At 62.2% G+C, this 23,476-nt stretch carries 26 protein-coding genes; 13 read left to right on the top strand and 13 right to left on the bottom strand.

The window, feature by feature from the left end:
• The coding region (locus AC1Q61_RS21815; protein ID WP_492654901.1) for a cbb3-type cytochrome c oxidase subunit I at positions 1 to 1,040 on the bottom strand (1,040 nt) is incomplete at its 3' end.
• Positions 1,041 to 1,389: 349 nt separating this feature from the next.
• On the opposite strand from AC1Q61_RS21815, the gene AC1Q61_RS21810 reads away from it, so the two are divergent.
• The 3 genes from AC1Q61_RS21810 to AC1Q61_RS21800 all read left to right on the top strand — a co-directional run bounded on the left by AC1Q61_RS21810 (position 1,390) and on the right by AC1Q61_RS21800 (position 4,068).
• The gene (locus tag AC1Q61_RS21810; RefSeq protein WP_050655126.1) at positions 1,390 to 2,385 is read left to right on the top strand and encodes an ABC transporter substrate-binding protein; all 996 of its coding nucleotides are present in this window, start codon (positions 1,390 to 1,392) and stop codon (positions 2,383 to 2,385) included.
• A 49-nt stretch (positions 2,386 to 2,434) separates the two neighbouring features.
• Entirely contained in the window at positions 2,435 to 3,529 is a 1,095-nt protein-coding gene (locus AC1Q61_RS21805; RefSeq protein ID WP_042924484.1) for an iron-siderophore ABC transporter substrate-binding protein, read from the top strand.
• 65 nt (positions 3,530 to 3,594) lie between these two features.
• Positions 3,595 to 4,068, top strand: coding sequence for an NUDIX hydrolase (locus tag AC1Q61_RS21800; RefSeq protein WP_042450043.1), 474 nt, complete (start codon positions 3,595 to 3,597; stop codon positions 4,066 to 4,068).
• Positions 4,069 to 4,139: 71 nt separating this feature from the next.
• Here AC1Q61_RS21800 and nrdF read toward each other — a convergent pair whose 3' ends face one another.
• Entirely contained in the window at positions 4,140 to 5,105 is a 966-nt protein-coding gene (nrdF, locus tag AC1Q61_RS21795) for a class 1b ribonucleoside-diphosphate reductase subunit beta (RefSeq protein ID WP_003944744.1), read from the bottom strand.
• Positions 5,106 to 5,275: 170 nt separating this feature from the next.
• Here nrdF and AC1Q61_RS21790 point away from each other — a divergent pair, with 170 nt between their 5' ends.
• Complete coding sequence (locus AC1Q61_RS21790; protein WP_003944699.1) at positions 5,276 to 6,193, top strand: SPFH domain-containing protein; 918 nt, start codon at positions 5,276 to 5,278, stop codon at positions 6,191 to 6,193.
• 12 nt (positions 6,194 to 6,205) lie between these two features.
• A complete protein-coding gene (locus AC1Q61_RS21785; protein WP_003944723.1) occupies positions 6,206 to 6,418 on the top strand; it encodes a type II toxin-antitoxin system antitoxin in 213 nt (70 codons plus the stop codon).
• 61 nt (positions 6,419 to 6,479) lie between these two features.
• On the opposite strand, the gene nrdE is transcribed toward AC1Q61_RS21785, so the two are convergent.
• From nrdE to nrdH, 3 genes are all read right to left on the bottom strand, one after another.
• Positions 6,480 to 8,663 carry a class 1b ribonucleoside-diphosphate reductase subunit alpha gene (gene nrdE, locus AC1Q61_RS21780; protein WP_003944756.1) on the bottom strand — a complete coding sequence of 728 codons (2,184 nt, stop codon included), beginning with the start codon at positions 8,661 to 8,663 and terminating at the stop codon, positions 6,480 to 6,482.
• On the bottom strand, positions 8,621 to 9,100 hold the full coding sequence (gene nrdI, locus AC1Q61_RS21775) for a class Ib ribonucleoside-diphosphate reductase assembly flavoprotein NrdI (protein ID WP_003944767.1): 480 nt from the start codon (positions 9,098 to 9,100) through the stop codon (positions 8,621 to 8,623). The genes nrdE and nrdI overlap by 43 nt, the downstream gene beginning before the upstream one ends.
• An 82-nt stretch (positions 9,101 to 9,182) precedes the next feature.
• Entirely contained in the window at positions 9,183 to 9,413 is a 231-nt protein-coding gene (gene nrdH, locus AC1Q61_RS21770) for a glutaredoxin-like protein NrdH (protein ID WP_003944717.1), read from the bottom strand.
• Between the two features lie 291 nt (positions 9,414 to 9,704).
• Between nrdH and AC1Q61_RS21765 the strand changes: the two genes are divergently transcribed.
• Positions 9,705 to 10,532, top strand: coding sequence for a siderophore-interacting protein (locus tag AC1Q61_RS21765; protein ID WP_030534956.1), 828 nt, complete (start codon positions 9,705 to 9,707; stop codon positions 10,530 to 10,532).
• 55 nt (positions 10,533 to 10,587) lie between these two features.
• On the opposite strand, the gene AC1Q61_RS21760 is transcribed toward AC1Q61_RS21765, so the two are convergent.
• Positions 10,588 to 11,154, bottom strand: coding sequence for an NAD(P)H-dependent oxidoreductase (locus AC1Q61_RS21760; protein ID WP_030534957.1), 567 nt, complete (start codon positions 11,152 to 11,154; stop codon positions 10,588 to 10,590).
• Between the two features lie 106 nt (positions 11,155 to 11,260).
• Between AC1Q61_RS21760 and AC1Q61_RS21755 the strand changes: the two genes are divergently transcribed.
• Both AC1Q61_RS21755 and AC1Q61_RS21750 read left to right on the top strand, forming a co-directional pair.
• A complete protein-coding gene (locus tag AC1Q61_RS21755) occupies positions 11,261 to 11,860 on the top strand; it encodes a TetR/AcrR family transcriptional regulator (protein ID WP_003944690.1) in 600 nt (199 codons plus the stop codon).
• 35 nt (positions 11,861 to 11,895) lie between these two features.
• Entirely contained in the window at positions 11,896 to 12,675 is a 780-nt protein-coding gene (locus AC1Q61_RS21750) for an META domain-containing protein (protein WP_030534958.1), read from the top strand.
• Positions 12,676 to 12,694: 19 nt separating this feature from the next.
• Here AC1Q61_RS21750 and AC1Q61_RS21745 read toward each other — a convergent pair whose 3' ends face one another.
• The gene (locus AC1Q61_RS21745; protein WP_030534959.1) at positions 12,695 to 13,249 is read right to left on the bottom strand and encodes a nucleosidase; all 555 of its coding nucleotides are present in this window, start codon (positions 13,247 to 13,249) and stop codon (positions 12,695 to 12,697) included.
• Positions 13,250 to 13,317: 68 nt separating this feature from the next.
• Between AC1Q61_RS21745 and nadE the strand changes: the two genes are divergently transcribed.
• Positions 13,318 to 14,142 (top strand): NAD(+) synthase, encoded by an 825-nt coding sequence (nadE, locus tag AC1Q61_RS21740; protein ID WP_003944695.1) that lies wholly within the window; start codon positions 13,318 to 13,320, stop codon positions 14,140 to 14,142.
• Positions 14,143 to 14,167: 25 nt separating this feature from the next.
• Here nadE and AC1Q61_RS21735 read toward each other — a convergent pair whose 3' ends face one another.
• The 3 genes from AC1Q61_RS21735 to moaA form a co-directional block, all read right to left on the bottom strand.
• The gene (locus AC1Q61_RS21735) at positions 14,168 to 14,923 is read right to left on the bottom strand and encodes a hypothetical protein (protein ID WP_003944763.1); all 756 of its coding nucleotides are present in this window, start codon (positions 14,921 to 14,923) and stop codon (positions 14,168 to 14,170) included.
• A gap of 314 nt (positions 14,924 to 15,237) precedes the next feature.
• Positions 15,238 to 15,495, bottom strand: a complete 258-nt coding sequence (locus AC1Q61_RS21730) for a MoaD/ThiS family protein (protein ID WP_030534960.1) — start codon at positions 15,493 to 15,495, stop codon at positions 15,238 to 15,240.
• Positions 15,488 to 16,546, bottom strand: coding sequence for a GTP 3',8-cyclase MoaA (moaA, locus tag AC1Q61_RS21725; protein WP_030534961.1), 1,059 nt, complete (start codon positions 16,544 to 16,546; stop codon positions 15,488 to 15,490). The genes AC1Q61_RS21730 and moaA overlap by 8 nt, the downstream gene beginning before the upstream one ends.
• Positions 16,547 to 16,657: 111 nt before the next feature.
• Between moaA and AC1Q61_RS21720 the strand changes: the two genes are divergently transcribed.
• The 4 genes from AC1Q61_RS21720 (at position 16,658) to AC1Q61_RS21705 (ending at position 20,949) form a co-directional block, all read left to right on the top strand.
• Positions 16,658 to 17,860 carry a molybdopterin molybdotransferase MoeA gene (locus AC1Q61_RS21720; RefSeq protein WP_003944714.1) on the top strand — a complete coding sequence of 401 codons (1,203 nt, stop codon included), beginning with the start codon at positions 16,658 to 16,660 and terminating at the stop codon, positions 17,858 to 17,860.
• Between the two features lie 28 nt (positions 17,861 to 17,888).
• The gene (gene moaCB, locus AC1Q61_RS21715; protein ID WP_030534962.1) at positions 17,889 to 18,875 is read left to right on the top strand and encodes a bifunctional molybdenum cofactor biosynthesis protein MoaC/MoaB; all 987 of its coding nucleotides are present in this window, start codon (positions 17,889 to 17,891) and stop codon (positions 18,873 to 18,875) included.
• Positions 18,868 to 19,281 (top strand): molybdenum cofactor biosynthesis protein MoaE, encoded by a 414-nt coding sequence (locus AC1Q61_RS21710; protein ID WP_030534963.1) that lies wholly within the window; start codon positions 18,868 to 18,870, stop codon positions 19,279 to 19,281. The genes moaCB and AC1Q61_RS21710 overlap by 8 nt, the downstream gene beginning before the upstream one ends.
• Before the next feature lie 228 nt (positions 19,282 to 19,509).
• Positions 19,510 to 20,949, top strand: coding sequence for a DEAD/DEAH box helicase (locus tag AC1Q61_RS21705; RefSeq protein WP_042450056.1), 1,440 nt, complete (start codon positions 19,510 to 19,512; stop codon positions 20,947 to 20,949).
• A gap of 40 nt (positions 20,950 to 20,989) precedes the next feature.
• Here the strand turns inward: AC1Q61_RS21705 and bluB are convergent, their stop codons facing one another.
• The 3 genes from bluB to AC1Q61_RS21690 form a co-directional block, all read right to left on the bottom strand.
• A complete protein-coding gene (gene bluB, locus AC1Q61_RS21700; RefSeq protein WP_042924489.1) occupies positions 20,990 to 21,619 on the bottom strand; it encodes a 5,6-dimethylbenzimidazole synthase in 630 nt (209 codons plus the stop codon).
• Complete coding sequence (locus AC1Q61_RS21695) at positions 21,616 to 22,668, bottom strand: CobW family GTP-binding protein (RefSeq protein WP_030534965.1); 1,053 nt, start codon at positions 22,666 to 22,668, stop codon at positions 21,616 to 21,618. Before AC1Q61_RS21695 ends, bluB begins: the two co-directional genes overlap by 4 nt.
• Before the next feature lie 81 nt (positions 22,669 to 22,749).
• Entirely contained in the window at positions 22,750 to 23,352 is a 603-nt protein-coding gene (locus AC1Q61_RS21690) for a lipocalin family protein (protein WP_042924492.1), read from the bottom strand.
• Positions 23,353 to 23,476 lie beyond the last annotated feature (124 nt).

The following is a 23,476-nucleotide window of genomic DNA, read 5'->3' as shown; positions in this document are numbered from 1 at the left end:
CCGATCCAGTTGAAGATCTTCACACCCGTCGGCACGGCGATCAGGAACGTCATGAACGAGAAGTACGGCAGGAGAACAGCGCCTGTTGCGTACATGTGGTGAGCCCACACCGCGATCGACAGAGCGGCGATGGCCAACGTTGCGTACACCAGACCGCTGTAGCCGAAGATCGGCTTACGGCTGAAGACCGGGAAGATCTCCGAGACGATGCCGAAGAACGGCAGCGCGATGATGTACACCTCGGGGTGACCGAAGAACCAGAACAGGTGCTGCCACAGGAGCACACCGCCCGTTGCCGGGTCGAAGATGTGCCCACCGAGATGGCGGTCGACGAACAGGCCCATGAATGCAGCGGTCAGCAGCGGGAACGCCAGCAGGATCAGGATGCTGGTGATGAAGATGTTCCAGGTGAAGATCGGCATGCGGAACATGGTCATACCGGGTGCGCGCAGGCAGATCACGGTGGTGACCATGTTGACGCCACCGAGGATGGTGCCGAGGCCGGCGACGGCCAGACCCAAGACCCACAGGTCGGCGCCGACGCCGGGGCTGTGCAGCGCGCTGGTCAGCGGCGTGTATGCCGTCCAACCGAAGTCTGCTGCGCCACCGGGCGTGACGAATCCGGCCGTCGTGATGATCGCACCGAACAGGTACAGCCAGTAGCTGAACGCGTTCAGGCGCGGGAACGCGACGTCGGGTGCACCGATCTGGAGCGGAAGAATGTAGTTCGCGAAGCCGAAGACGATCGGGGTCGCGTACAGCAGCAGCATGATCGTGCCGTGCATGGTGAACAGCTGGTTGAACTGTTCGTTGGAAAGGAACTGCATGCCGGGTACAGCAAGTTCGGCACGCATCATCAGTGCCATGAGGCCACCGATGAGGAAGAAGGCGATGGAAGTCGCCAAGTACATGATTCCGAGCACCTTGGGATCGGTGGTCGTGATCATCTTGAAAATGAATGAGCCCTTGGGTCCCTGCCGCGGCGGGTAAGGCCTGGCCGGCGCTATCGTGGGGACTGGCTGGGGCGCTACGGCAGTCACTGATCCTCCTGAATGTGCCTTTGGTCGCTCCGCAGACTCCGTCAAAGAGCCCTTGGTTGCGCCCGCAGGGTCCGTCGCCCGGGCTGCGGACAACGGCTTCTGGCTTGCGCTCATCGAATCGTAGACCGTGACTCCGAGGCACCGCGACCCGGTCCTACCCTGCGTCGTACTCGAGCATCCGTTTTTGGGGGCACCAAACGAACGACCTGCGGTTTATGTTCCCTCGGGAGTCCGAACCCACATCCGAATCGGCGTGTCGTACCCGTCGAAGAATTCGGCCGGTGTCCGTTTTCGGCCATCTCCTCCACTGATAAGGTCACCCTCGCCTAACTCACCTCAGGAGTATTCAGTGAAATTCTTTCCCCGCCGCGCCGCGCTGGTAGCCGTCGCAGCCTCGATCGCCTTGGTCGTTCCAGCCTGCTCGAGTAACGACGAGCCCGCTGCAACCACCACCTCGACCGAGTCGGGCGCATTCCCCCGCACGATCGAACACTTCCGTGGAAGCACCGAAATCCCGGCAGCACCCCAGCGGATCGTCGCGCTCGACAACAGCTTCACCGACGCCGTCCTTCTCCTCGAATCCCCGCTCGTCGGCTACGTCGACTACCGCGAGCCCGGTCTGCCCGACTACCTCGGATCCTCGCGGGAGGAATTCGCCGCGGACGCCGTCTCGGTCGGCACGGTCAGCAGTGCAAGCCTCGAGAAGATCGCCGCACTGCAGCCGGACCTCATCATCTCCGCCGAGGTCCGCGACGGGAAGAACTACGAGCAGCTCTCCGCAATCGCGCCCACCGTCTTCACCCAGACAACCGGTCCGACGTGGAAGGACAACATCCGCGTAGTCGGTCAAGCGCTGGGCAAGGAATCGCTGGCCGAGGCGAAAATCTCCGAATACGAAACTCGCGCGGCTGCCGTCGGCAAGGAAATCAACGAGAAGGCGAACAACCCGGTCATCTCGGTAGTCCGGTTCGCCGGTGAACCGACCGCACGTCTCTACCGCACCACCTCGTTCAGCGGCATCGTTCTTCAGGACGCCGGATTGAAGCGCCCGGACAACCAGGGACCTGACCCCGCCGACGCCGGCAACATCATGATGAAGATCAGCCCCGAGCTGATCAACGAAGCCGACGCGGACGTCATCTTCATCAGCACCTGGCAGGACGCCGAGGGCAAGAGCGCCGAAGCCGCGAAGCCGTTCCTCGAGAGCCCGCTGTGGCAGACGCTTCGAGGACGCAAGGTCGATGTGGACGATTCACGGTGGATGTCGCCGGTCAGCATCCAGGGCGCCCACATGATCCTCGACGACCTCTCGGACACGTTCGAGGTGGACAAGCAGAACAGCTGAGTCGAACAGCTAACCTGAACGGCGCCCGCTCACACAGGAAGCCGTCGACTTGTCTGTTCTCTCACGCACGTCTGTTCTCTCACGCACGACCGCCCGCACGTCCGTTCGTCGTGTCTCGATCCTGGGGATCACCGCCACGATGCTCGTCCTCGGTGGTTGCTCGTCCGACTCGTCGGACGATCCGGCGAGCACCATCGTCCGGACCACTACGTCGATCGCCGGTGCCGGCGTGATGGGCATCGAACGCGACACCGCCACCGCGTGCCCGACGCCGACGCAAGCCGACCCGGGAGCGGGCCCCGGGGTGAAGCGTCGAGTCGTACACACTGCGGGTGAAACCGAGGTTCCTTCCGATCCCCAACGGATCGTGGTCCTCGACAGTGTCTCGATGGACGCCGTGTGCGCCCTCGGTCTGTGGGAGCGGGTAGTGGGCGCCGCAACCGGTGTCGACTCGCCACAACCGTCGTACCTGGGTTTCGGCATCTCGGAGATTCCGAGTGTCGGCCCCGTGAGCGCACCTGACGTCAACGCCGTGAAGGCCGCCGCGCCGGACTTGATCCTCGGGTCCAGTCCGGCGTCCGACGGCTTGTACGGGCAACTCGACGCCATCGCCCCCACCGTGTTCGCGGGCTCGGATCCCGTGTACTGGAAAGCGCAGTTCGCCCTCGCCGGCCAGGCACTGGGCCGTTCGTCCGCGGCTGCGACGGAGCTGGACCGCTACCAGCAGGACGTCGTGCAGCTCGGCGACGCATTGAATGCATCGCAGACGCAGGCATCAGTGGTTCGGTTCGGTTCGAAGGACCTGCAGATCGAGGGCCCCGCATCCTTCGCCGGACAGATCCTCAGCGACGTCGGCGTCCGGCGCCCACCGGCGCAGCGATTGACCGATGCGACCACGGCACCGATTCCGGCCGACGATCTCAGCGCCGCCGAAGGGGACTTGATCTACGTACTCTTCGACGGGCCGAACGGTCGTACCTACGGCACCGAGGTCATGAAGAGCGACCAGTGGCAGGACCTCGCCGCTGCCACCGACCGACGTGTGTTCGTAGCGGAAGACGACATCTGGAGCGGAAACGGGATGACTGCTGCCCGTGCCGTATTGGCGGACTTGAAGGGAACCTTGAACGGATATGCCAGCTGACTGGAACGAACCACAACTCCGACATTCGAAGCGGCTCGCCACAACTGTGACGGTCGGGTTCTGACATGCCGATCCCGGAATTCATTGTCGCTTTGCGCGAGAAGGTCGGTCATGCGCCGCTCTGGCTGTCCGGAGTGAGCGTCGTGATCCGCGACGACGACGGCCGGATCCTGCTCACCCGCCGCGCCGACAACGGTCAGTGGGCCGTCGTGTCCGGCGTTCTCGAGCCTGGGGAGGAACCGTCGGCGGCGGCGGTGCGCGAGGCGAAGGAAGAAACCGGCGTCGACGCCGAATTGGTTCGGATCACGAGTATCGATGTCACAGAACCCATTACGTACCCCAATGGTGACGTGACTCAGTACCTCGACGTCTGCTTCCTGGCCAGGTGGACCGACGGAGATGCACACGTGGCGGACGACGAAAACCTCGAGGTCGCGTGGTTCGCGCCGAGCGAACTGCCTTCGGACATGACGGAAACCTCGCGTCTGCGCCTCGCAAAAGCGTTGCAGGACAAGCCGGAAGCGTGGTTTCAGCGCTAGCCCGCTCTCAATACACGGCCGAAGCCCGATTCCCGCGTGTGCAGGAGTCGGGCTTCGGCGTGTAGGTCGCTCTAGAAGTCCCAGTCGTCGTCTTCGGTGTTGACGGCTTTGCCGATGACGTAGGAGCTACCCGAGCCGGAGAAGAAGTCGTGATTCTCGTCCGCATTCGGTGAAAGTGCCGACAGGATAGCCGGATTGACGTCCGTCTCGTCCTTCGGGAAGAGGCCTTCGTAGCCGAGATTGTTGAGCGCCTTGTTGGCGTTGTAGCGCAGGAACTTCTTGACATCCTCGGTCAGACCGACGCCGTCGTAGAGGTCCTGGGTGTAGTCGACCTCGTTCTCGTAGAGCTCGAAGAGCAACTCGAACGTGTAGTTCTTGAGCTCTTCACGCTCGGCCTCGGTGAGCTGTTCGAGGCCCTTCTGGTACTTGTAGCCGATGTAGTACCCGTGCACAGCCTCGTCGCGGATGATGAGGCGGATGAGGTCTGCGGTGTTGGTGAGCTTGGCTCGCGAGGACCAGTACATCGGCAGGTAGAAGCCGGAGTAGAAGAGGAAGCTCTCGAGGAGCGTCGATGCGACCTTGCGCTTGAGCGGCGACTCGCCGTTGTAGTAGTCGAGAACGATCTGCGCCTTGCGCTGCAGGTTGGGGTTCTCCTCCGACCAGCGGAACGCGTCGTCGATGTCGGGGGTGGAGCACAGCGTCGAGAAGATCGAGCTGTAACTCTTCGCGTGCACCGATTCCATGAAGGCGATGTTGGTGTACACCGCTTCTTCGTGGGGAGTGATCGCGTCCGGGATGAGGCTGACGGCGCCGACCGTTCCCTGGATGGTGTCGAGCAGCGTCAGGCCCGTGAAGACGCGCATGGTGAGCTGCTGCTCCTGCGCGGTCAGCGTTCCCCAGGACGGGATGTCGTTGGAGACCGGCACCTTTTCGGGCAGCCAGAAGTTGCTGACGAGGCGATCCCATACCTCGGCGTCCTTCTCGTCCTGGACGCGATTCCAGTTGATGGCGGAAACGCGACTGACCAGCTTGACCATAATTCCTACCTAGCGAGAGAGATACTGCCGAATGTTGGCTTGCCTGAACACTACCCGTTGTGTCGGGTCCGCGATGCCAACACAACAACATGTGTCGCACGCGCCCCTCCACGAGTACAAAAAATGTGATATCAATTAAATATCACTTACCGATGGAAAGCGAGTCTCGCATGACCAGCACACCCACCGTGGCCGAGAAACCGACCGGTGTCGCCACCACAACGATCGCCGAACGCCCAGGCTGGGACCTGTCCGGCAGCTGGATGCTCCTCGGCGGCGTCCTTCTCTTCCTGGCCGGAATCGCGCTGTCCGTCGTTGGCGGAGTTCTGGGACTCTTCGCCCTGATTCCGGTCGGAGTGGTGCTGTTCATCGCGTCACTCCCCCTCCTGATGGGCCTGACCTTGGTGCAACCTAATCAAGCCCGAGTTCTGCAACTTCTCGGAAGCTCGTACAGCGGCACCTTGCGCACGCCGGGACTGCGATGGACAAACCCGCTGACGGTCCGTCGATCGATCTCGACGCGCATCCGAAACCATGAGACCGGTCAGGCGAAAGTGAACGACGCCGACGGCAATCCCATCGAGATCTCGGCGGTGGTCGTCTGGCAGGTGGCCGACACAGCGCTCGCCTCGTTCCAGGTGGACGATTACGAGGAGTTCGTCTCCGTACAGACCGAGGCGGCCGTCCGCCATATCGCCGGTAGCTACCCGTACGACGCCGAAGGCCGAGTCTCGTTGCGCGAGAACGCCGACATCATCACCACCACCTTGTCGGAGGAGGTTCACGCCCGCGTGCGTGCGGCGGGTGTCGAAGTTATCGAGACACGCATCAACAGGCTCTCGTATGCACCGGAGATCGCCAGCGCGATGCTTCGGCGCCAGCAAGCGGGTGCTGTGATAGCCGCCCGCAAGCAAATCGTCGAAGGTGCGGTGTCCATGGTCGACATGGCACTCAAGCAGCTCGAGGAAAAGCACGTCGTCGAACTCGACGAGGAACGCAAGGCGACGATGATCAGCAACCTTCTGGTCGTGCTGTGCGGCGACCGCGACGCACAACCGGTGCTCAACACCGGTTCGCTCTACCAGTAAAGGAAAGGCCACATGGCCACGGATCCAGCTCCGCGATCCGAGCGTAAGAAGATCCTGCTTCGGTTGGACCCAGCGGTACACGACGCGCTTGCCCGCTGGGCCGCCGACGATCTCCGAAGTACCAACGCCCAGATCGAGTTTCTCCTTCGGCGCGCACTCACCGAACACGGTCGTATGCCGAAGAATGCCGGCAAGATGCACGGTCCCGGCCGCCCGCCGGCCTGATACCCCTGTGCGCCTTTTCGGTAGTAACCACTACCGAAAAGGCGCACGGGGGCGGAGCCCTTTACAGCATGCAGGAAACGCAGCCCTCGACCTCGGTGCCTTCGAGTGCCATCTGACGCAGACGGATGTAGTACAGCGTCTTGATGCCCTTACGCCACGCGTAGATCTGCGCCTTGTTGATGTCGCGAGTGGTTGCGGTGTCCTTGAAGAACAGCGTCAGCGACAGGCCCTGGTCGACGTGTTGCGTTGCGGCAGCATAGGTGTCGACGATCTTCTCGTACCCGATTTCGTAGGCATCCTGGTAGTACTCCAGGTTGTCGTTGGTCAGGTAGGGCGCCGGGTAGTAGACGCGGCCGATCTTGCCTTCCTTGCGGATCTCGATCTTCGACGCCACCGGGTGGATGGAGCTGGTGGAGTAGTTGATGTACGAGATCGAGCCGGTCGGCGGGACGGCCTGAAGGTTCTGGTTGTAGATACCGTGCTTCTGAACCGAAGCCTTCAGCTCACGCCAGTCGTCCTGAGTGGGGATGTGCAGCTTCGCATCGGCGAAGAGTCCGCGAACCTTGTCGGTTGCCGGCTCCCAAGCCTGATCGGTGTACTTGTCGAAGAATTCACCCGAGGCGTACTTCGACTCCGGGAAACCCTTGAAGTACGAGCCGCGCTCGATGGCGATCTTGTTCGACGCACGCAGTGCGTGGAACAGCACGGTGTAGAAGTAGATGTTCGTGAAGTCGATGCCTTCTTCGCTGCCGTAGAAGATCCGCTCACGAGCGAGGTATCCGTGCAGGTTCATCTGACCGAGGCCGATGGCGTGAGAGTCGTTGTTGCCCTGCTCGATCGACGGCACCGAGTAGATGTGCGTCTGGTCGGACACTGCCGTCAATCCGCGGATCGACACTTCGATGGTCTTGGCGAAGTCGGGCGAGTCCATGGTCTTCGCGATGTTCAGCGAACCCAGGTTGCAGGAGATGTCCTTGCCGACCTTCGAGTAGGACAGGTCGTCGTTGAACAGTGAAGGCGTCGAAACCTGCAGAATCTCCGAGCACAGGTTCGAGTGCGTGATCTTGCCCTCGATCGGGTTTGCCCGGTTCACCGTGTCCTCGAACATGATGTAGGGGTAGCCCGATTCGAACTGCAATTCGGCGACGGTCTGGAAGAACTCGCGAGCTTTGATCTTGGACTTGCGAATTCGCTTGTCGTCGACCATCTCGTAGTACTTCTCGGAGACGTTGATGTCGGAGAACGGAACTCCGTAGATGCGCTCGACGTCGTACGGCGAGAACAGGTACATGTCCTCGTTCTTCTTCGCCAGTTCGAACGTGATGTCCGGGATCACGACGCCGAGTGAGAGCGTCTTGATACGGATTTTCTCGTCGGCGTTCTCACGCTTGGTGTCGAGGAACCGGTAGATGTCGGGGTGGTGCGCATGCAGGTACACAGCACCGGCGCCCTGACGCGCACCCAACTGGTTGGCGTAGGAGAACGAGTCCTCGAGAAGCTTCATGATCGGGATGACACCCGAACTCTGGTTCTCGATCTTCTTGATCGGGGCGCCGTGCTCACGAACGTTGGTGAGCAGCAAGGCAACTCCGCCACCGCGCTTGGACAACTGCAGTGCCGAGTTGATGGAGCGACCGATGGACTCCATGTTGTCTTCGATACGAAGCAGGAAGCAGGACACGGGCTCACCGCGCTGCTTCTTGCCCGAGTTCAGGAACGTCGGGGTGGCGGGCTGGAAGCGTCCGGCGATGATCTCGTCGACGAGTTCGACGGCCAGGTCTTCGTTGCCTGCGGCCAGGGTGAGCGCAACCATGCAGACACGATCTTCGAAACGCTCGAGGTAGCGCTTACCGTCGAAGGTCTTGAGCGTGTAGGAGGTGTAGTACTTGAATGCACCCAGGAACGTCGGGAAGCGGAACTTCTTGGCGTACGCGTGATCGATCAGGAACTTCACGAAAGTACGTGAGTACTGATCGAGAACCTCGGGCTCGTAATAGTTTTCCTCGACGAGGTAGTCCAGCTTCTCGTCGAGGTTGTGGAAGAACACGGTGTTCTGGTTGACGTGCTGCAAGAAGTACTGACGGGCTGCAGCGACATCCATCTCGAACTGGATCTCACCGTTGGCGCCGTACAGGTTGAGCATGGCGTTGAGTGCGTGGTAGTCGAGACCGTTGGTGGAATCGCCGCCGCGCGCATCACGCTCTACGCTTCCTGCCGCGATCGTGTCAGTGATGGTTGGCGCCACTGCCCGTGCTCCTTCTCTGTTTCGAGATGATTCCAGAACTCCCCCAAGCCTTCTCGTACCCGGTCGACGTCCTCGGCAGTGCCCATGAGTTCGAACCGGTACAGAAAAGGAACGTGGCATTTCTGGGAAATGATGTTTCCTGCATAGCAAAAGGACTCACCGAAATTGGTGTTTCCCGCCGCGATCACTGCTCTGATCAACGACCTGTTGTGTGGATTGTTCAAAAAACGAATGACCGGCTTCGGTACATAACTGGTGTCGCGCCCTGTCACGGTGACCCCGCCACCATAGGTGGGCAGAATCAGCACATAGGGCTCGTCTACACGAAATGAGCCGTCACGGTCATGGATAGGTATACGTGTCGCAGGCAGGCCGAGACGTTGAACGAATCGGTGGGTGTTCTCCGACACGCTGGAAAAATAGACCAGCGAAGTCATCGGTTGTCACCATTTTCTTGTACGGTGCCCGGAACTACTCAGATGTGTCGGCGGAGGTGTCCACCGCCGACACTGCGGCGCTTCAAGCAGCGACGGTCAGGGTCTTGATGCGATCAGGACGGAAGCCCGACCAGTGATCTTCACCGGCAACCACGATGGGTGCCTGGAGGTACCCGAGAGCCATGACGTAGTCGCGGGCTTCGGCATCCTCGGTGATGTCGATGACGTTGTATTCGAGACCGGCCTTGTCCAGGGCGCGGTAGGTGGCATTGCACTGAACGCAAGCGGGCTTGGTGTAGACGGTGATGCTCATGAGAGTCCCTCTTTCGCTTAGCCAACAAAGGCCGATGTAGTGATGTTCAGCACCGATACGACCGATTGCCGGAGTCTCGCTCGAGGCGTTCCGCGTTGTGGTCTCTCAGTGCTCAAGACACTACACCTAGTGGCCGACAGAAACACATAACGCGAGATGTTGTGAGTCACATCGTTGGAATTCCCAGGTCGCCCCAGTTCAGCGCCTTCATTTCCCGGCGCGTCGGCGTGTCGCGCGTCACAGTTCCTTTTTGTGCTCGCCAGCCTCTGGGAGCCGCGCCACGGACCTACCATGAGCGTCGTGGAAACACCCCCGAAGGACGAGGCTCCACGCCACCAGGCAACCGTGACGAGAACACAGCAGGTGACACCGTTGATGCGCAGAATCACCTTCGGTGGGGAGGGCCTGAGCGACTTCGAGACGAGCGGGAGCCCCGACGAACGGGTGCTCGTCAGATTCCCCCTCGATCCCCCTCACGCCCGTAGTTACACGGTCCGGCGCTGGCAGCCGTCGAAGAACGAACTGGAGATCGACTTCGTTCTCCACGGCCACGGCGGCGCGGCACTCTGGGCCGCGACTGCGCAACCGGGCGAGACCGTTCACCTCTCGACGGCGAGCGGGTGGTTCACGCCGCCGGCAGGTTGCGACTGGCTGCTGATGGTCGCCGATCACGCCGCTCTGCCCGCGATCGGGCGAATTCTCGAAGAAGCACCCGACGGTCTACCGATCCACGTCATCGCGCAGGTACCCGCGCCGAGCGAACAGCAGACGTTCACGACGCGCGCCGACGCTCACTACCGATGGATCGAGGAATCGGACTCGCTGCTCGCCGAATTGGCCGACGCTGCCCTGCCCCCCGGCGAGGGCTACATCTGGTGTGCAGTCGAGGCCGCGGCCGCCAGACGCATCCGCACTCACCTGCGTCGAACATGGGAAATCCCGGCAACCCGCATGCACGTGATGGGTTACTGGCGGGAGGACAAGGAGAACTGGGAGCGTCGGTACGCCGCCGTCGCCGACCGTATCGATGCTGCGATGGGCGAAGCGATGATGGCCGGCAAGGATTTCGAGTCGGTTCGCGACGCGGTCGACGACGCGATGGAACGCGAAGGGCTCTAGCGCGCATACGAGTGAGGACCACACCTTCCGGCATGGCCCTCATTCGTGAAACGAATTACGCGTTGACGAGCTGCTTGCCGGCGTCGACGAGGTCGGAGACGACCTTGGAGACCTGAGCGAGCACCTCTGCGTTCTCACGCGGGTGCAGCTCACCGAACAGTGCGCCGGTTCCACCGATGCTCAGTGCAGTGTCCTCGACGACCTTGCCGCCGGCGATACGGACTGCCTTGGTGGTGTCTTCGTGTGCCCACTTGGCGCCGTTGCCGCTGGGCGAAGCGCTGATGACTGCGACAGCCTTGTCCTTGACTGCACCGACACCGTACGGACGCGAGATCCAGTCGATGGCGTTCTTCAGAACTGCGGGAATGGTGCCGTTGTACTCGGGGGTGACGAGCAGGAACGCGTCCGCGTCGCTCGCAGCAGAGCGCAGTGCGTCGACAGCGGGGATGGAAGCACCCTCGACGTCGATGTCTTCGTTGTAGAAGGGGACGTCGGCGAGGCCTTCGAAGACCGTCAGCGTGGCACCCTCGGGTGCGGCGGACACAGCCGTCTCGGCAAGCTGGCGGTTGACGGATCCGGCGCGCAGGCTGCCGACGAGAACGAGAACATTGGTCTGTGACATAGCGAGTTTCCTTCGAGAGTGGTGCGGTTGGTGGCTCCGGTTGAAAGTTATATCAACTAAACGGACCGCGGTCCACTTACATTCCCCGGCCCTGTAACCTGATCCCGTGAGCGCAATCCCCCTCCCCCAGATCGGCGCCGCGCCGGTCGAGCGCGGTGACGCAGCACGTAACCGCGTACTTCTGCTCGACGCCGCAGCCCTCCTCGTTGCCGAGCGAGGTGTCGACGCGGTGACGATGGATGCTGTCGCGTGCCGGGCCGGTGTGGGCAAGGGCACAGTTTTTCGGCGCTTCGGCAATCGATCGGGACTGATGCAGGCACTGCTCGATCACACCGAGCGAGAACTGCAGCAGGCATTCATGTTCGGCCCCCCACCGTTGGGTCCGGGCGCGCCGCCGATCGAGCGCCTCATCGCGTTCGGACGAGCCCGGATTGCCATGGTGGAAGTACAGGGCGAAGTCCTCCGAGCGGCGGAAAACGCTCCTGAATACCGCTTTGGCGGTCCGGCCCGGGCTCTCGGCATCGCTCACGTCATCGGGCTTCTTCGAGGAGCCGGCGTCGAGGGCGACCTCGATCTGCTCGCTTCAGCACTGTTGGCACCGCTCGAAGCGTCGCTCGTCCTTCATCAGGTGCGCGATCTCGGGATGACCACCGAGCGTCTGGCCGCCGGCTGGGAAGACCTTGCCCGGCGCGTTACTCGATGTTGACTCCCCCGATCCGTCCCACCGCTTAATGTGAGCCCATGCGCATCGCTGCTGCCGTCATCGGCTTCCTGACCATCGCCGCGGTAAGCGGTTGCTCCGCTTCGTCCGACTCCCCCGAAGACAAGACGGATCCCTCCGGTCGTGTGTTCATCTCGACCTCCGTGGATGGAACACAAATTCCCGGCGGCGGCCCGCTGACTCTCGACTTCAGCCAGGCCGGTCGAGTGTCCGCGAGCGCCGGATGCAACACGGCAAACGGTTCGGTCGAGTTCACCGACGGCACGCTGACCACCGGCACCATGGCGTCGACCATGATGGGCTGCCCTCCCGGCATCGCCGAATCCGACTCCTGGACAACAACATTGCTGACCGCTGCGCCGGCGTGGAGCCTCGACGGCGACACCCTCGTCCTGACATCGAAGGACGCCACAGTCACCCTGCAGGACAAGAAAATCGTCACGCCGGATCGACCGCTGCAGGGCACGACGTGGACTGTCACGTCCCTCATCAGTCCCGATGCGATCAGTACGAGCCTGGCTCTGGAGACGTCAGCTCCCGAACTGACGATTGCCGCAGACGGTTCGGTCAGCGGGAGCACCGGATGCAATCGCATGACCGGAAGCGCCCAGACGTCCGACACCACAGTCACGTTCACGCCGATGGCAACCACGCGTATGGCTTGCCCCGAGGAGAACATGGACATCGAGCGCCAGATCCTGGCGGTGCTCGACGGCGAAGTGAGCTACACCGTCGACGCCGACACGCTGACCCTGCGCAAGCCCGACGACACCGGATTGATACTGACTGCGCAGGCTTGACCAGACGCTGCAGGCTCGATCAGACGTTGTCGAGCAGCCAGCGCCCCAATTCGCGGGCGCTGGCATCGATCATCGCGGGCCAGTCCAAGGCCGAGTCGTCCGCGTGATCGCTGACATGTTTGACGAGTCGGCAGGTAGCACCCGCAGCTTGTGCGGCGAATGCGATGGCAAACCCCTCCATGTCGACCAGATCGGCTCGCTGCGCAAGGGCGTCCCGGGTTGCAGCGTCGGCGATGAATGCGTCGCCGGTCGCCAACACCGAGTCGTCACCGCCGGCGAGCTCCAAACGGTCCGCGACGTCGTGCCCCAGCGCTCGGATCGCGGTGCTGCTGATGTCGTGATTGATGACGACGCCGGGAATATAGAGGCCGCCGTGGTGCGCGTGCAGCGCACCGGCTGTCCCGATGTTGACGACCAGCGGCAGATCATCCCGCTCGTACCGCGCGAGAGCAGAGGCGACTGCTGTTGCAGCACTGACCTTTCCAATCCCCGTGATCAGCAGTTCGTATCCTTGCGGCACGTATGCCGCTTCCGACTTCGTCGCACTGACCACCAGAACGTTGTTCGCACTCATGTGCGCGACCGTACCGCCCCGGATACGGTGGCACTGCACGCGCCTGCTCACATCGCTAGAGTCCATTCATGGCCACACTGCGTGAAAGCATCATCGAAGAACTCGGCACAAAGCCGACAATCGACGCCGCAGCGGAGGTTCGCGCGCGAGTCCAGTTCCTGAAGGACTACGTGCGCTCGACCCCCGCCAAAGGGTTCGTTCTGGGAATCAGCGGCGGTCAGGACAGCACGCTCGCCGGAGCCCTCGCCCAACGCGCGGTCACGGAACTTCGTGAAGAAGGCCACGAGGCCGAGTTCGTCGCCGTTCGACTCCCCTACGGCGCGCAGGCCGACGAATCCGACGCTCAGATCGCGCTCGGCTTCATCAAGCCGGACCGCTCTCTCACGGTCAACGTCAAGCCTGGCGCCGACGCCACGGCCCGTGAGGCCTCCGAGGCGTTGGGGAACGGCGAACTACGCGACTTCGTCCGTGGCAACATCAAGGCGCGCGAACGAATGGTCATTCAGTATGCGATTGCCGGTCAGCTCGGCTACCTCGTGATCGGTACCGACCACGCCGCAGAAGCGATTACCGGCTTCTTCACGAAATTCGGTGACGGCGGTGTCGACATCACGCCGCTCACCGGCTTGAGCAAACGCCAGGGCGCTGCATTGCTGCAGGAATTGGGCGCACCCGAGAGCACGTGGCGCAAGGTGCCGACCGCCGACCTCGAGGACGACCGACCCGCGCTACCCGACGAAGTTGCCCTCGGCGTCACGTACTCACAGATAGACGACTACCTCGAAGGAAAGGACGTTTCCTCCGAGGTAGCCGAGAAGCTCGAGAAGATGTTCACCAACACTCGTCACAAGCGCACGGTGCCGGTCACACCCCTCGATGACTGGTGGAAGTAACTCCTACCAGAGCTCTTACCAGCGACTAGCTACCGAACAGGCTGCCGAAGACGTCGCCCAGCGAACCCGTTCCCGAAGCCGGATCCTTCTTCGCGAAGTTGGTGGTGCATCCGTTGAACTGCACTGCATCGACCAGCGTCGACGTGGCGGCGGAACCGGTGCCCACGCTGACGCCGTAGTGGTCGACTACCGCGTTCGGGTTCGCGGCGACGATGTCAGCCAAAGGCACTGACACGCGGTCCTTGGCGCCGTCGATGTTCTGAGTGCTCCACCACACGCCCTTCTGGAGATCCGCGTGAACGCCGCCGTCAGCCGTCGGCGTCGCGTCGGGTCCCGGGACCCACACCAGGGTGGTGAATCCGTTCTCGAACTTTCCGCCGGTGGTTCCGGTGAGGCGGAGCTGGAATGCCGCAGTCGGCGTGGCGGCGCGCTCGGCAAAGCCGATCGCCTTGCCGACTGCGTCGGACAGCTTGATACCGCCGGCCGAATGGTAGGAAACCGAACGATCGCCGGTACCGTCAACGGCCAGCTTCAGTGAACCGTCCTTGTCGAGAACGTTGTCGGCCGAGTACGACGCGGTCTGATCCTTCTCGTCGGTGAACGGGATGCCCCACCCGTTCGGCGTCGCTTCGGTGGACAGGGTCGAGCAGGAGGCTTCCGGCGCAGAAGAGCCGAGAGAACCGGTGGACGGAAGCGCAGTAGCAATTGCCGGAGCGGTGAGTGCAGCTGCCCCGAGGAGTGCTACGACGACTCCGACACGGCGCGTGGAATTAATCGACATTGAAATACCTTTCACATATCCCGAGTGGAATTGCGCCAAAATTAACACATGTCGACAATTACCAACAGCGAAGTTATTTCTTTTGTCATCCAAACAGATGACAATTCACCTTGGCAATTCGAAGTGCATTCGCTCCCCCAAAAGTAGGAGAAACTAAACAAAACGACCAATGCTGGACAATTGACCAACAATGGAAAAAACGGAGATAGATGCCACTTGAGCTGGAGTGATCAAGATATAAATATTTGGACCGGCAAACCGAAAAAGGACAATACGTCGGCAGCCCACAAATAGCTACGCCGGCAATTCTCGGACTAGCCTCCAGCGAAAGGCGGAAGAATATCGACAGCGCTACCGGAGGCTCGAGAGACGTCGCGGGTCAACTCGTCACCGACGAGGAAAGCCGAGACCGACAGCACTCGCTCCATCTCCTGTCCGTATCGCCCGACCAGCACCGCCACCAACTCGGCAAGTGTGTTGTCGGGCGAAATGGCGACTACCTCGCTACGGCAACCGGATACATCCGCTGCAGCAGCAAAGTAACGAACCGAGATCGAATGCGGATCAGCCACCGATCGCTCCCATACTTCTTTCCGGCGGAACGAAGTCCGCGGCGTCGATGCCGTGCCCAGCCCACTTGTTCCACATCGCACCGCGCCACAAATCCGCTAGTTCGTCGTCACTTGCTCCGGCCCTGAGCGCGGCACGCAGATCAACTTCACGGTCACTGAACAGACATGACCGAATTGTTCCCTCTGCGGTCATTCGCGTCCGATCGCATTCACTGCAGAACGAGCGGGTCACGGAAGCGATGATCCCTACCGTCATCGTGGTCCCGTCGACACGCCATTCTTCGGCAGGAGCCGACGGATCTTCACGGCCGATTGCTTCCAATTCGAAACGGCTTCCCAAAACGGACAACAATTCAGCCGCGGTCACCATGTTCTCGCGTGCCCATGCATGGTCTGCGTCCAGAGGCATTTGCTCGATAAAGCGCAATTCGACGCCGGCTTCGAGGCACCACTGCAAAAGATCCGCCGCGCCGTGGAGCGTTTCACGCATCAGCACCGCATTGATCTTCAGTGGCGCGAGCCCGGCCGCAGCTGCCGCTCGAATTCCCGCGAGAACGGACGGCAACCTGTCTCGACGCGTCAATTCAGCGAAATGGGCGCGATCAACCGAATCCAGGGAAACATTGATGCGAGTCAAACCAGCTGCAGCCAACTTCGCCGCACGATGTTCGAGCCCAACGGCGTTGGTAGTCATGGAAAGTGGAATTCCTGGCACGCGAGCGGCACACCCCGCGATGATCTTTTCGAGGTCACTACGCATCAACGGTTCCCCGCCGGTGAATCTCACTTCACGAATACCGACCCGCTCGACGCCGATTCCGACCACTCGAATGATCTCGTCGGCACTCAGAAGATCTTCCGCAGCGATGGCCGGCAAGCCTTCCTCCGGCATGCAATACGTGCAACGAAGTGAACACTTCTCGGTGATCGAGACTCGCAGATCTCTGGCAACACGCCCGAACCTGTCGACCAGGAGATCCGTCTCGGGACGACCGGCGAGGGAGGCAGCGTCGAACCGCACGGTGGGAATTCCCATCGAGACCACTGTCATCACTTCACCAACTTCCGTATTGCTCCAGTATGACCGAAAGCCGTACTCCGTGTGTCGGACGGACCACACCGCCTAGGATCAAAACATGTCGAGGTTGTCGAGGTTACTGTCATGAGCGCGCGTTCGGTCGAGGAACACGCGTCGCACATCTCCGGATTGCTCACCGGCCTGCACACCCTCTCTCCGACGGCAGTTCCGACGGCAGAAGCGTTGGGGCGCATAACTTGCTCGGATATCGCATCACCGGTAGACCTGCCACTCTTCCGCAACTCGCAGATGGACGGGTATGCCGTCGATGCTGCTTCTGTGGCCTCGGTTCCGACCACACTGACGGTTCGAGGCGTGATCGCCGCTGGAAGCGGAAAACCACCGAAACACCTTCCAGGATCGGCATTTCGCATCATGACCGGTGCTCCGCTTCCCGAGGGTGCCGACGCCGTTGTTCCGGTCGAGGACACAACGGGTGTCACCGAGCACGTCGTCACGATCGAACGGGGCAGGTCGGTAGGCGAATTCGTACGCGAACGTGGCAGCGACATCACCGCCGGAATGCTACTGGTCACGGCCGGAACGCACTTGGAACCTCGCCATATCGCCGCGCTGAGTGCTGTGGGCCTGGCCTCGCTCGACACCTACACGAAGCCACGGGTCGCGATAATTACGACGGGCGCCGAACTGAAAAGTGCCGGAACAACTCTCGAACCCGGTGAGATCTACGATTCCAACGGTCCAGCTTTGGCAACATTGGCCGAAGCCAACGGCGCCGATGTCGTATCCGTCGCCCGAAGCAGCGACGACCCCGCCGAGTTCCGCGAATTGCTCTCGTACGCAACCTCGGTCGCTGATCTGGTGTTCACCTCCGGCGGAGTGTCCATGGGCGACTTCGAGGTGGTGAAGGAAACTCTCACGCCTCTGGGAGCACACTTCGGCCACGTCGCAATGCAGCCGGGCGGTCCGCAAGGCACTGCAGTGGTGAACGAAGTGCCGGTACTGAGCTTCCCGGGCAACCCGGTGAGCACGATGGTCTCCTTCGAGGTCTTCGCACGGGGCGAACTGCGCCGGGCCGCGGGCCTGCCCGAGATCCCGCGCGAGCGACTCCCGTTGACTGCACCGCTGCGTTCGGTGGACGGCAAGCGGCAGTTCCTGCGGGCACGCAGAACTGCGGACGGAATCGAACTCGTTGCCGGACCCGGATCGCACCTTGTTGCAGCCATGGCGTGGGCCGACGTCCTGATCGACATCCCCGCCGCCGTGACCGAGCTCGGCGCGGGCGATCTCGTCGACGTCGTCCCGCTCTCGACTTCCTCGATCTGATTCACTCGATCTGATTCAAAGGACACTGATGACCGAATTGACACACGTCGACAGCGAGGGCCGAGCGCGCATGGTCGACGTCAGCGCCAAGGCCGAGACGACGCGTATCGCCGTCGCCGCCGGCGAACTCGTCACGACCGCCGAGGTAGTTCGCCTCGTCCGCGCCGACGGCATGCCCAAGGCTGATGTCCTCACCACCGCGCGCATCGCCGGAATCGCCGGTGCGAAGAAGACCTCCGAACTGATCCCGCTGTGTCATCAACTCGCGCTCTCGTCGGTCAAGGTGGAATTCGGGTTCACCGAAACATCGATCACCGTCGAGGCGACGGCGAAGACTCGCGGACAGACCGGCGTCGAGATGGAAGCACTCACCGCCGTCGCGGTAGCCGGCCTGACCTTGCACGACATGGTCAAAGCGGTGGACCCCGGAGCTACCATGAACGGTGTTCGTCTGCTCACCAAAGACGGTGGTAAACGCGGACATTGGACCCGCGACACTCAGAACGCACAGACAGCTCCGGCGCACACCTTCACCTCGGCACGGTCCGCGACCGTCCTCGTGGCTTCCACCGGCGGTGCGAACGGCACCAGACCCGACACCACCGGACCCACGATCGCGACCTGGCTACGTGAACGGGACTTCGAGGTACGTGGACCGCTTGTGTACGCCGACGCAGACATCGCGGCGGGCATCGCTGACGCCAAGGAGGGCTCCCCGTCACTCGTCATCAGTACCGGCGGCACCGGGGCTTCCCCCACGGATGCCACCCCGGAAGCTACCCGGGCAGTCTTGACCCGTGAGTTGCCCGGCGTCGCAGAAGCGATCCGGACCAAGGGCCTCGAGAAGACACCGCACGCGTCGCTGAGCCGTGGTGTGGCAGGTCTCACAAGTACGACGGTCATCGTCAATCTTCCGGGTTCTCCCGGTGGAGTGAAGGACGGTCTCGCCGTCCTCGAACCCATCATCGATCACCTGCTCGCGCAGGTCGCAGGCGGAGGAGCGCACGATGAGTGAGCTACTGGCTCGGATCTCCGAGCAACCGATTCACGCAGACACCGTCGACGCCGCCGTTGCCGGTCCGAAGAACGGCGCTGTTGTGGTGTTCACGGGAACAGTGCGCAATCACGATGGAGGTCAATCGGTTTCGGCGTTGGAGTACCAAGCGCATCCGGATGCCGAACGCTTCCTCGAGACGTGCTGCCAAGAGGTTGCGGCCTCGACCGGCCTGCCGGTCGCTGCGATCCATCGCGTCGGTCACCTCGAGATCGGTGATCTCGCACTGGTCGCCGCCGTCGCCGCGCCGCATCGAGCGGAGGCGTTTGCCGCGTGCGCCGAACTGGTGGAGCGCATCAAGCACGAGGTACCGATCTGGAAGCGGCAACACTTCGCGAACGGCGTCTCCGAATGGGTCGGGTTGTAGGTCGAACGCTCCGGGAAGGTAGAGTTGCGATCACTAGGTGCCTGAAATCGGGCATCCAGCGTCGTAGAACGCAAATTTTCTTGCTGAGTGCTCAATGCACCCGCTCTTCTTACGGCGAAGAAGCCTGCCGACCGGCAGCGCCGCCACCACTGTGCTTGATTGTTCGACCGGTTAATTCCCGTGTCGGCATCCGGGCACGAACACGTGCCCGAAAGGCTCTGAACACACTTGTCTGACATCTCTACGCCCGCTACCACCTTCGCAGCCCTCGGTGTGCGCGCACCGCTGGTGAAAGCTCTCGAAGACGGCGGAATCACTTCTCCGTTCCCGATCCAGATCGACACCCTCCCCGACACTCTCTCGGGGCGCGACGTACTGGGCCGCGGAAAGACCGGAAGCGGCAAGACCCTCGCGTTCTCCATCCCCATGGTCTCCCGCCTCGCCGGCGAACTGTCCGGAGGAAAGCGTCGTCCGGGTCGACCGCTCGGCCTGGTGCTCGCACCGACGCGTGAGCTCGCCACCCAGATCACCGCAACCCTCGAACCGTTGGCCGCCGCATACGACTTGCGCGTGACCACGATCTTCGGCGGTGTCTCGCAGCACCGCCAGGTTCAGGCTCTCAAGGCCGGAGTCGACATCGTCGTCGCCTGCCCCGGTCGCCTCGAAGACCTCATGAAGCAGAAGTTCGTCAGTCTCGACGCCGTCGAGATCACCGTGCTCGACGAGGCCGACCACATGGCCGACCTCGGCTTCCTGCCCGTCGTCACCCGCATCCTCTCGTCCACCCCGCAGGACGGGCAGCGTCTACTGTTCTCGGCAACGCTGGACAACGGCGTCGACAAGCTCGTCAAGCGTTTCCTCAAGAACGAGGTCATGCATTCGGTCGACGAGGCCAACTCCCCCGTCGCCGCAATGACGCACCACGTGTTCGACGTCGACGGCGTCGAAGCCAAGAAGGCTCTGGTCGAGAAGCTCGCTTCCGGTACCGGTCGTCGCATCCTGTTCATGCGCACCAAGCACCAGGCTCGCAAGTTGGCTCGCCAGCTCACCGAGTCGGGCATCCCGTCCGTTGACCTTCACGGCAACCTCTCGCAGGCTGCTCGCGACCGTAACCTGGCGGCATTCTCCGCCGGTGAAGCGCGCGTCCTCGTCGCCACCGACGTCGCAGCGCGTGGCGTCCACGTCGACGACGTCGAGTTGGTCGTCCACGTCGATCCGCCGGCCGAGCACAAGGCTTACCTGCACCGCAGTGGTCGCACCGCTCGCGCAGGTAGCGCCGGCGACGTGGTCACCGTGGTTCTGCCCGAGCAGCGTAAGGATCTTGCGATCCTCATGCGCAAGGCAGCCATCAAGGTGACCCCGGTCCGTTCGACTGCCAACTCCGAGCACGTCGTCAAGTTGGTCGGCGACATCGCACCGCACGTCACGCCGGCTCCGAAGGCTCCTGCCCAGCCCAACGGTGGACGCGGACAGCGTCCCGCCGGCCAGGGTGGACGCGGCGGCGCAGCACGTTCGGGTCAGGCTCGCTCCGGACAGGGCGGTCAGTCACGCGGTGCTCGCACCGGCGGAGCTGCCCGTCAGGAACATGCCGGTGGTGGCGCTCGCCGTCCCCGCACCGGCGGCGGCGCTCGCACCGCAGGCTCCACCGGTGGCCGTCCCGCACGCTAGGCCACACCGCCGCCCCGCGCGCAACGCCGCCCGGTACAACTCAATAGGTTTCGAAATGGACAGCGTCGGCCAGTGGCCGGCGCTGTCGCCATCCGAAGCGTTCGAGATCCGGAACCTGTTGAAACTCGGTCACCTTCCCGACGCACAGCCACGCAATGGGGCGAACGGGTGACGGAATGCCCATGAGTTCGGTGAGGTACTTCTCGTCGTAGAACGAAACCCAGCCGATGCCGATCTCCTCGGCTACCGCGGCGAGCCACAAATTCTGAATTGCCAGTACCGCCGAGAACAGTCCGGTGTCGTCGACGGTATGACGGCCGAGGATGTTCGGACCACCGCGCGACGGGTCGTAAGTGACGACGATGCCGGTACCGCTCTCGGCGATTCCCTCGATCTTGATGGGGTCGAACGTCGAGCGGCGATCCTCGGGCAAAGACTGCGCGAATTTCACCCGGGCATCGGCGACGTGTGCCGCGAAGGTGTCGAGCGTCTCCGGATTACGAACGACGACAAAATCCCACGGTTGCGTGTTTCCCACGCTCGGCGCGCGATGGGCGGCGTCGAGAATGCGCATCAGAGTTTCGTCGGGGACGATCTCTCCCGAGAACTCGGCGCGAACGTCTCGGCGTCGCCGAATCGCTTCGTACACGGATACAGCTGATTCACTCACGCCCCGACGGTATAGCGGTGCAATCCCAGCATGGCGTCGGGGTGCGGTTCGACCGTTTCTTCGCGCACGCAGGCGCGGAGCGCGCTGCCGACCGCCCCCGAATCCATCCCGGTACCGATCACGACCAGTTGCGTGGTTCGAGGTTCGCCCGACTTCCATCGCAGCGGCGTGATCCGGACATGATCACCCACCGATTGGATCTCGAATTTTCCTGTGTAGCCCGGAATCTCGAAGTTCACGAAGCCCTTGATGCGGTAAACACCCGACGGCTGATTCTCGAGAAAGTGCGTCAAGGCCCTGGCATCGAGAGGCGTCTCCGATGCGAAATCAACCGATTCGTAGCGGTGGTGCAGGTGATCGTGGTGACACGAGCCGTCCTCGTGATCGTCGTCGTGCCCGTCGCGCAGGAGCTCGTCGAGGCTCAGTTGATCGCCCGGAGCCGGAGGGGTCACCTCGCCGGTATCGAACAACAGAGCGGGGTCTATCCGCGAGTGCGAGGTTTCCACCATCGGCGCTCGCGGATTCAACTTACGAATTTCGGTCGTGAATCGCTCGCGTTCGGCGACCGGAACGCTGTCGATCTTGTTGACTACCACCAGGTCTGCCAGGCGGACATGTTGATCGAGCTCGGGATGTTCGCGGCGAACGGTGGAGAAATTGGCTCCGTCGACCAGGACCACCAGGCCGCCGTAGACGACAGACGGGTTCTCACTTCCGAGGACGAGTCGAATCATGTTCCGCGGCTCGGCAAGCCCGCTGGCCTCGATGACGATCACGTCGATCCCGGACTGCCGGTGCGCCAACTTGTTCAGCATCTCGTCCATGTCCGAGACGTCGACAGCGCAGCACAAACAGCCGTTGCTGAGAGAGACCATCGAATCGACCTGACCAGCGACCATCATCGAGTCGATGTTGACGGAGCCGAAGTCGTTGACGATCACGCCGATGCGTACACCGTCGTTGTTACGCAGAAGATGGTTGAGCAGCGTCGTCTTGCCCGAACCGAGAAAGCCTGCGACGACTATTACGGGAATCTGCTTCTTCGCCACCACACAACCTTCCGAAACCACACGTACCGATCAGTGATCGTAGTGGAGTGTGGCTCCGGAAGGTTCACGCTGACAGCAGACTCACACCGTGCAGAGCGGACGGATGTCCGACGTGCCCTCGGTGGTCGGTGACGTCAGGATCGTGCATGCGTTGTATCCACGGGATTCGGCGACCCGGCGGATCTCACTCCAGCCTGCCGCGTCGATGACCGCCGACCGTGAGAGCACGAACCCGGAAAGCCTGAGCGGATCGCCCACCAGTGCCCACGAATAGTCGTCGGCAATGTAGGTGACGATGTAGTTGGGTGGGCCGTCCAAGCTTTCCTGTGAGGGCACCCCGGGGAAGCTCACATGCAACTGGGCACCCGTTGCTGGATCGGTAACTCGGGCATTCCCGACGATCTCGTTGGCTTGACCGGTCCACGTCGTACACGTGTTCTTCACGCTCACGTTCGACGAATCGACGATCCCGTAACTCGCCCGGGTGTCCTTCGCGCACGCGAGGTTGAAGGGCTGAGGAATCGCCGCCACCTGGTTCCATTCCCCTACGTAGCGCGCGACGTCCAGGTTCGCCACCGGCTGCAAGGGTTCCCAGAGTGGGCTCGCCTGCGCGGTTCCCGAAAACATCGTCGCTGCGGCGCACACTCCCGCAATCGCAATCGCACTTCGCCCCGACCACTTCATGTCACTGCTCCTCGTCTGTACAACGCTCGATCGGCATTGGTTCGTCAAGACATTCGGAGCTGACGGACTGGAGGATGGGGCGGTATGTAAAACTACTTTTGGTTTGTTATGGACCTACTTCACA

The organism is Rhodococcus sp. MPR-R1B, from assembly GCF_058793255.1.
Note: the sequence above shows the minus strand (reverse complement) of the source record. Positions and strands in the feature narration are given on the sequence as shown.